The organism is Clostridium sp. CTA-17 (assembly GCF_054767895.1).
The window spans coordinates 49,216-57,448 of sequence record NZ_BAAABF010000012.1; the positions used below are offsets into that span (position 1 = coordinate 49,216).

An 8,233-nucleotide genomic window follows, 5' to 3' on the forward strand; every position below is an offset into this window, starting at 1 on the left:
AAAAAATAGAAGAACAAAAGATGTAACATAATAAATTAATGGTAAATAGAAAAGGGGGACTTTAAAATGGAGAAAGAATTATATCTTGTAATGTCTTTTAAAAATGCTGGAGGAAGTATAACAAAAATAACTCTTAAGAATATTAAGGAAGATGCAACTGAGGAAGAAGTTCAAAATCTTATGGAAAAAATAGTGACAGCAAATATATTTGTTTCTAAGGGTGGAGATTTAGTTTCTAAAGTCAAGGGTGAAATAGTAGAAAAAACAACAGAAAGCTTTGAAATGGCTTAGTTTATAATTTAAAGAGTGTAGAATATAATTTGGTTTCTACACTCTTTTGATATTTTACATATATAAAATTAATAAATGTCTTTTAAGTTAATTGTGTTATAATTATTAAAAGGAATTTTTTGCCGTACAAATATCTGTGCGGCTTTAGTTTTATAAGGGGCGTAGATTAATGGAAAGTAAAAAGATTTTTATTATAGAAGATGAAGAAAAGATAAGGGAAGAGATTACTAAATTTTTAGAGAAGTATGGCTACGCTGTAGAGTCATCAGATGATTTTGAAAATATAGTTGATACCTCATTAAGTTGTAATCCTAATATGATTTTACTAGATATAAATCTCCCTTATTATGATGGTTACTATATTTGCAGGGAGATAAGGAAGAAAAGTCAAGTTCCAATTATAGTTGTAACTAGTAGACAAAGTGAGATGGATGAGCTTATGAGTATGAATTTAGGGGCTGATGATTTTGTTACTAAGCCTTATAATACTCAAATACTTTTAGCTAGAATTGCATCAATTATGAAAAGAACCTATTCAGGAATTGAGGGGGAAACAGAAATATTTAATTGTAGAGGATTAAAATATAATATGTCTACTAGTGAGGTTTCATTTAATGATGAAATTGAGGAGCTTACTAAAAATGAAAGTAAGATTTTAAATATTCTAATAAGAAATAAAGGGAAAATAGTATCAAGGGATAATATTATAAAGGCTTTATGGCAAAGTAATGAGTTTATAGATGATAATACTTTAACTGTTAATGTAAATAGACTTAGAAGAAAGATTGAAGGAATAGGTGCAGAGGGATATTTACAAACTAAGAGGGGGCAAGGGTATATATTATCATGAATTTAAGAGATTTCATAAAAGAAAGAATAGTTTTTATTATTATAAATTCATTAATATTACTTTTTACAGCTCTATTGCTTATGGTTTTAAAAGTTGATAGCTTTGCCATTTTATTTATTGTTATTATAAATGGGGCAGGAATTCTAATTTATCATATTTTTGATTATTTAAGAAAGAAGCAATATTATAATGAGATAAAGGAAAATATGGAATCTTTAGATAAGAAATATTTAATATCAGAAGTAATAGAAGAGGGAACTTTTACAGAGAGTAAGTTAATATATGATGTTATATGCAAGAGTAATAAGGCTATGAATGATGAAATAGGGGAATTTAAGAGAGGGATAAATGATTATAAGGAGTATATAGAACTATGGGTTCATGAAATAAAAACTCCCATAGCAACTTGTAAGCTGTTAATAGAGAATAATGAATCACCACTTACAGAGAGTATTGGAGAAGAGGTTTGTAAGCTAGAAAATTATATAGATCAAGCTCTCTTTTACACTAGAAGTAATACCATTGAGAAGGATTATATAATAAAAGAAATGAGTTTAAGTAGTTGCGTAAACAAGGTTTTAAACAATAATGCAGATTCTTTAATAAAGAAAAGAGTTAAAATAAGTTTAGGTGATTTAGAAAAAAAGGTTTATTCAGATAGTAAGTGGATTGAATTTATTTTAGGGCAAATAATATCAAATTCTATTAAATACATGAATAAGGAACATAAGGAACTAAAAATATATTGCAGTGAAAGTAGTAAATATGTGATTTTAAATATTGAGGACAATGGTGCTGGAATAAGTGAAAAAGATATTTCTAGGGTTTTTGATAAAGGATTTACAGGAGAAAATGGACGTAAGTTTGGAAAGTCTACAGGTATAGGACTATACCTATGTAAAAAGCTTTGTAAGAAACTTGGGTTAGATATAACATTGATTTCTGAAGAAGGTAAGTTTACAAGAGTTTCAATTATCTTTCCAATAAACAGGATGATGATTTTTGAATAGGTAATACTAGATTTATTCTTATTATGATTTAAATAGTGAGGGGGAGAATATATGGGTAAAAAGTTTTTGGTTGTAGTTATAGTATGTATTTTTATTAAATGTTCACTTAACATAATAGAAGCTATTATGTTAAATATTGAATTTTTAAAGAATATAAATTTTTATTATATTAATACATTTGTTAATGCTTTTTTAGTTATAATTATTATAGGATCGTATATATATCTTTATAAAAATTATGAAAGATAATCAATGTGATTAATTTAGTTCATGATTTTTATATAAATATATTTTAAAATAAATATTTATATGAAAATTAAGGAGAGGTATTAAATTAAGTTTTGATAATAGTTGTTAAAAAAGGTGGATTCAATTGATGAATCCACCTTTTTATATACTATTATAATATATTTTAATATGTTAGCTAAATTTTTTATAAAAAGGTTTTAGAACTGTTTTTATGGACTAGGTTTATTATTTAATGGAAACTAAAGTGATAATAGCAAAGTCAAGATAATAAAGTGAATCTAGCACCTTTAGAAGCTGGATAAAAAATAGACTTAAAGACTTAGGTTCAATCTAATTGTTTTGCAGGTTATTCTAATCTTTACATAAGAATATTTTAAAAATTACAATGTGACACTTTTGTTAGTTTAGTGTTATATAGTTCTATGGATTGAAATTTTTATATGAAATAGAATTAAAGTATAGAAATAAGAGTTTAAATAGATAATTTTAAGCTTTTGATTAGAGTTTTAAGATAATATAAGTAAGGATAAGGAGTGTAGTTTAATGGGTAAAGAGGTTTTAAAGGTAAGTAATATAGAAAAGTATTATGGTAAAAAAGGAAATGTTACAAAGGCCATTAATGATATTAGTTTTACTGTTTCAGAAGGGGAGTTTGTTGGAATAATGGGGGCTTCAGGAAGTGGTAAAACAACACTTTTAAATTGTATATCAACTATAGATAAGGTGACTAGTGGTCATATATATTTAGAGGGGGAGGATGTTACAAGCTTTAGCTCAAAAAAGTTAGCTAAGTTTAGAAGAGAAAAAATAGGGTTTATATTTCAGGATTTTAATCTTTTGGATACTTTAACAGCTTACGAAAATATAGCTTTAGCCCTTACAATTCAAAGAGTAAATAACAAGGAAATAGATAAAAGAGTAAGACTCGTTGCAGAAGCATTAAACATAAGTAATGAGCTTAATAAATATCCTTATGAAATGTCAGGGGGACAAAAGCAGAGGGTGGCATCAGCAAGGGCAATAGTTACTAATCCATCTTTAGTATTAGCTGATGAACCAACAGGAGCCTTAGATTCAAAGGCAGCTACCATGCTTCTTGAAAGCTTAGAAGATTTAAATAAGAATTTAAATGCCACAATTATGATGGTAACTCATGATGCTTTTACAGCAAGTTATGCAAATAGAATTTTATTTATTAAGGATGGAAAGATATTTAATGAACTTATAAAAGGAACTGATTCTAGAAAAGAATTTTTCAATAGAATAATTGAAGTCATAACTCTTCTTGGAGGTGACAGTAATAATGTATTTTAAGTTAGCCTTTAAAAATATAAAAAAGAGTTATAAAAATTATGTAATATATTTTTTAACCTTGATATTTGGAATATGTATATTTTATACTTTTAACTCCATAGAGTCACAAAGTGTAATGATGGAACTTAATGAGCAAAAGCAGTCAGCCTTTATGATGGCAGAACAATTAATAGGATATTTCTCTGTGTTTATAGCTTTTGTCTTAGGATTTTTAATAGTTTATGCAAATAATTATCTAATAAAAAGAAGAAAAAAAGAGTTTGGAATTTATATGACTCTTGGAATGGAAAATGGAAGCTTATCAAAAATGATATTCTTAGAAACTCTACTTATAGGGGCTATATCTTTAGGTATAGGAGTGGTACTAGGAATAATGTTATCTCAAGCACTTTCAGTACTTACAGCCTATATGTTCCAAGTAGATCTTACAAAGTTTCAATTTGTTTTTTCTCCACTTGGATTTAAAAGAACAGTACTTTGTTTTTCAATAATATATCTTGTTGTATTAATTTTTAACTTTATAAGTGTTAGAAAGATTAAATTAATAGATTTATTAACAGCTTCAAAGAGAAATGAAAAGCCTACTATTAAAAACTTATGGGTATCAGTAATATTATTTTTAGTTAGTGTGGGAATATTAGTAACAGCTTATTATAAGGTCATACATGATGGAATTGCCTTTGCTAGTTTTAATGCTCTTGGATTACCAATTTTACTAGGATGTATAGGAACATTTATATTCTTTTATTCTTTAACAGGATTCTTTTTAAAGGTGATTCAAGGAAATAAAAAGTTCTATTTAAGAGATTTAAATATGTTTGTTATGAAGCAAATAAGCAGTAAAATAAACACAACCTTTGTATCCTTATCATTTATATGCTTAATGTTATTTTTAGCTATTTGTACATTCTCAGGAGGGTTAGGAATAAATAGGGCTATAAATGCTGACTTAAAGGATTTAACTAAATTTGATGTTACCTTTTGGAGTAATAGTGGTGAAAATATAGAAAACTTATTAAAGGAAAAAAATATTGATATATCTAATATAGCTAAAGAAGATTCAAACATGGTTATGTATGATAGTGGAGTTAAATACAGTAATTTCTTATCGAAAGAGGGAATGACTGCTATGAAGAACTATTTTCCAGTGGCTAATGATAATGATATATTAGTAATTGGTGAAAATGGATACAATAATACATTAAAACTTCTTGGGAAAGAGCCTGTTAATTTAAAGGAAAATCAATACTTAGCAGTTGGAAATATTGATGAAATGAAAAAGTGGGTTAATGAGAGCTTAGAAAATGGAAATATGGATCAAATGAAAAAGTTGGTTAATAAGAGCTCAGAAAATGGAAAGAAGATAAATATTTCAGGAAAAACCTTAGAGCCTGCAAATAAAAAGTATGAAAATATTAATCTATATAATTTTACTATGAAAGGTGATATTTTAATTTTTGTTGTTAAGGATTCTCTCCTTGAAGGATTAAAACCAGTGTCTAGTAGATTTAATGTGATGCTAAAGGATAACTCTAATACAAAGGAAGAATTAGAGAATGTAAGAGATCAGTTAGTAGAAAGTCAGGTTTATTCAATAACAAAAAAAGAAATATATGATAATGCAGCTGGTCTAGGTGCAACAATGGCTTACTTGGGAATATACCTAGGTTTAATATTTATAATAACATCAGCAGTTGTACTTGCTATTCAGCAACTTACAGAATCAACTGATAATATAGAAAGATACAGATTATTAAAAGAAATAGGTGTGGATCAAAAGATGATAAATAAAGCTATATTCACTCAAGTAGGAGTATATTTTATGCTTCCTTTATCACTTGCTATAGTACATTCAATAGTTGGTTTAAAGATATCTTCTACCATAGTAGGGGTATTTGGAAATGCTAGCATAATGCCAAATGTGATTATAACAGCAATAATTTTTGTTATAATTTATGGAGGATACTTTTTAGCAACATATTTAGGGGCTAAGAAAAACATAAATGAAAGATCATAGAGAATTAAATATTAAGACATAAGGCTTATTAATTTTAAGGGAGTGTATCAAAATATAATAAAAATTATTTTGATACGCTCCCTTTTTATTTATTAGGTTACATTTTTAAAGAAAATAACTTTTTATATCATATAAAACAAATTGAAGCTTGATTTTTTCTAATAAATTCTAATGTGATAAATTATAAAAAAATTTATAAAAGTGGGAATAGCATACTGCAAAACCACAACTAAGTAATAACATACCTAATGCAATTATCAAATCTTGGTTTAAATTTAATTTAGATAAAAATAAACCTAATAAACTACCAATAACTATTAAACCATAGTTAGGATAGTTTTTTAAGATTTTACTTTTATAACTATTGGATTTATAAAAATTTTTAATATGATTTATTGATAGAATAATTATTAAAATATATATTATGATGAATAAAATAGATAAATTAATAAATTTATTTATAGAAAGAATTTCATTTAATTTGTATAAACCAGATAAAAATAAAAATAGTGAAAAGGATGATAGTGAAAGAGCAGTATATAAGTCTATAAAACTATATAGTTTTTTCATAAATATTAAATTTATGAAAGAAAAAATATTAAATATAAATATATAAGCATAAATAAATATATTAAAGTTATGTATAAATAAAATAAATATAAAAAAGTCTATAAGAAACATTACTGCTAATATAAGTGGGCGATTAGATTCTAATTTTTTTTCTTTTTGTTTAACCATGAAACATCTCCCCTTTCTTATAAATTATAAAATATTGTAACATAGATGTATAAGAATATTAATTATTTTATTAAAAGGAGGTATAGTAAAAATGGAACAGCTTAACAGAAAAAAGATAATAGAATTAGTAAATATTATTAGAAATCCTAAGGAAGAATGGTCCGAAGCTATGATTGATGAATTAATATTTAAATTAAAAAGGAATGTTATTTATCCCAATCCAATTGATTTAATTTTCTATACTGAATTATCTGCTGAAGAAATTGCAGAAAAAATATTAGATTATAAACCAATACTATTATAAATTTATTAATAAAAGTAGAGTTATAAAATTTTATAGTTCTACTTTTATTTTTTATATTACAAAATATAATTCTAAAATTTATGTGTTGAGGTGATAATTTCCTTGACATTTTTATGTAAAAGTTTTAATATTTAATACGAACATATGTTCGCATTAAATTAGAACAATGCCAAAAAATGATTTTATAATAAATTGAATAAGTGGTATGCACATAGAGAGGGAATGTTTAAAAGTAGATTGGAGGATGAGTTTATATGGAGAGTGAAATTTTTAAATTAATAGCTACACAAGGAGGATTTGCAATATTATTTTCTTATTTGTTATTTTATGTTTTAAAAGAAAATAGTAAAAGAGAAGATAATTATCAAAGTATAATACAAGAACTTACAGAACTATTAACAACTATAAAAAAGGATGTAGAAGATATTAAAAGTAATTTGAATAATAAATGAAAAGAAGTTTTAATAGAATATAAATCTAAATGTTACCACAGCAGATTTTTATGTTTAAGATATTTAAATAGAAGTTACTAATAAAAAAGAGCATAGTATTTAAACTATGCTCTTTGTTTAATTAAAGTTTATTTTCTAACTTTTTTTAGTTTTAATGAAAGGAAACAAACTATTGATAAGATTATAATACCTAACATAGTGAAACCTATATTAGTTAATCCTTCTCCAGTTTTAGGTAATTTTAATTCTTTTTTATTTTGATCATAATTATCAGGTTTTGTTAAATTAGAATTATTTTTATTAGAATTATCTTTATTAGAAGTACCTTCAGTTGTTGGTGATTTAGGTGTTTCTACTATAAGAGTTTGAGCCTTATCATCTTTGTTTTCATGTTTTACAATTTGTTTTGTATCTAGTATATAGTCATTATTTGTATCAATTAGGTTTTCTACAGACTCAACACTTTCAAAGACAACGTATTTTTCACCAGCTTGAAGTTTTTGATTACCAAAGTCTAACTCCCATTGGCCACTTCCGYTTTCACCGGCTGTAACCTTAGCTATTTTAGTAGCAACTTCTTCTAGAGATCCATCAGCTTTTACGTGCATTAATGTACCAGTTAAAGTATAGTCTTGTCCAGCTACTAAACCTTCGTAGTTTATAGTATCTTTAACATCTACACCATCTTTAGAATTTTCAAAGCTTACTAAAGCTTCTTTTTCAGAAGAACCATTTACACCATCAGCAGTTACAGTAGTTTTTAAAGTACCATCTTTAACTTCTGKAAGAGTAGGTTTTTCAACAATAAGAGTTTGAGCTTTATCATTTTTATCTTCATGTTTAACAATTTGCTTAGTATCTAGGTTGTAATCTTTATCTGTATCAATTAGGTTTTCAACAGATTCAGCATTTTCAAAGACAACATATTTTTCGCCAACTTGAAGTTTTTGATTACCAAAGTCTAGCTCCCAAGTACCACTTCCGCTTTCACCGGCTGTAACCTTAGCT

General features: G+C 25.9%; 9 protein-coding genes. 8 read left to right on the forward strand and 1 reads right to left on the reverse strand.

Annotated features, from left to right (window positions below; genetic code table 11):
- The first annotated feature begins 66 nt into the window (after positions 1 to 66).
- The 8 genes from ACYUCG_RS14195 to ACYUCG_RS14230 all read left to right on the forward strand — a co-directional run bounded on the left by ACYUCG_RS14195 (position 67) and on the right by ACYUCG_RS14230 (position 7,225).
- On the forward strand, positions 67 to 291 hold the full coding sequence (locus ACYUCG_RS14195; RefSeq protein ID WP_060796384.1) for a DUF2922 domain-containing protein: 225 nt from the start codon (positions 67 to 69) through the stop codon (positions 289 to 291).
- Positions 292 to 460: 169 nt separating this feature from the next.
- Positions 461 to 1,141 (forward strand): response regulator transcription factor, encoded by a 681-nt coding sequence (locus ACYUCG_RS14200; RefSeq protein ID WP_283703792.1) that lies wholly within the window; start codon positions 461 to 463, stop codon positions 1,139 to 1,141.
- A complete protein-coding gene (locus ACYUCG_RS14205) occupies positions 1,138 to 2,151 on the forward strand; it encodes a sensor histidine kinase (protein ID WP_139932537.1) in 1,014 nt (337 codons plus the stop codon). The genes ACYUCG_RS14200 and ACYUCG_RS14205 overlap by 4 nt, the downstream gene beginning before the upstream one ends.
- A 51-nt stretch (positions 2,152 to 2,202) precedes the next feature.
- A complete protein-coding gene (locus ACYUCG_RS14210; protein ID WP_060796381.1) occupies positions 2,203 to 2,400 on the forward strand; it encodes a hypothetical protein in 198 nt (65 codons plus the stop codon).
- Positions 2,401 to 2,943: 543 nt separating this feature from the next.
- Positions 2,944 to 3,714 (forward strand): ABC transporter ATP-binding protein, encoded by a 771-nt coding sequence (locus ACYUCG_RS14215; RefSeq protein ID WP_003448577.1) that lies wholly within the window; start codon positions 2,944 to 2,946, stop codon positions 3,712 to 3,714.
- Positions 3,704 to 5,731, forward strand: coding sequence for an ABC transporter permease (locus ACYUCG_RS14220; RefSeq protein ID WP_460268784.1), 2,028 nt, complete (start codon positions 3,704 to 3,706; stop codon positions 5,729 to 5,731). The genes ACYUCG_RS14215 and ACYUCG_RS14220 overlap by 11 nt, the downstream gene beginning before the upstream one ends.
- Positions 5,732 to 6,560: 829 nt before the next feature.
- The gene (locus tag ACYUCG_RS14225) at positions 6,561 to 6,773 is read left to right on the forward strand and encodes a hypothetical protein (RefSeq protein WP_415342376.1); all 213 of its coding nucleotides are present in this window, start codon (positions 6,561 to 6,563) and stop codon (positions 6,771 to 6,773) included.
- A 254-nt stretch (positions 6,774 to 7,027) separates the two neighbouring features.
- Positions 7,028 to 7,225, forward strand: a complete 198-nt coding sequence (locus ACYUCG_RS14230; RefSeq protein ID WP_003474210.1) for a BhlA/UviB family holin-like peptide — start codon at positions 7,028 to 7,030, stop codon at positions 7,223 to 7,225.
- Between the two features lie 128 nt (positions 7,226 to 7,353).
- Here the strand turns inward: ACYUCG_RS14230 and ACYUCG_RS14235 are convergent.
- Positions 7,354 to 8,233: VaFE repeat-containing surface-anchored protein (locus tag ACYUCG_RS14235; protein ID WP_460268785.1), on the reverse strand; the 880-nt coding region annotated here is incomplete at its 5' end.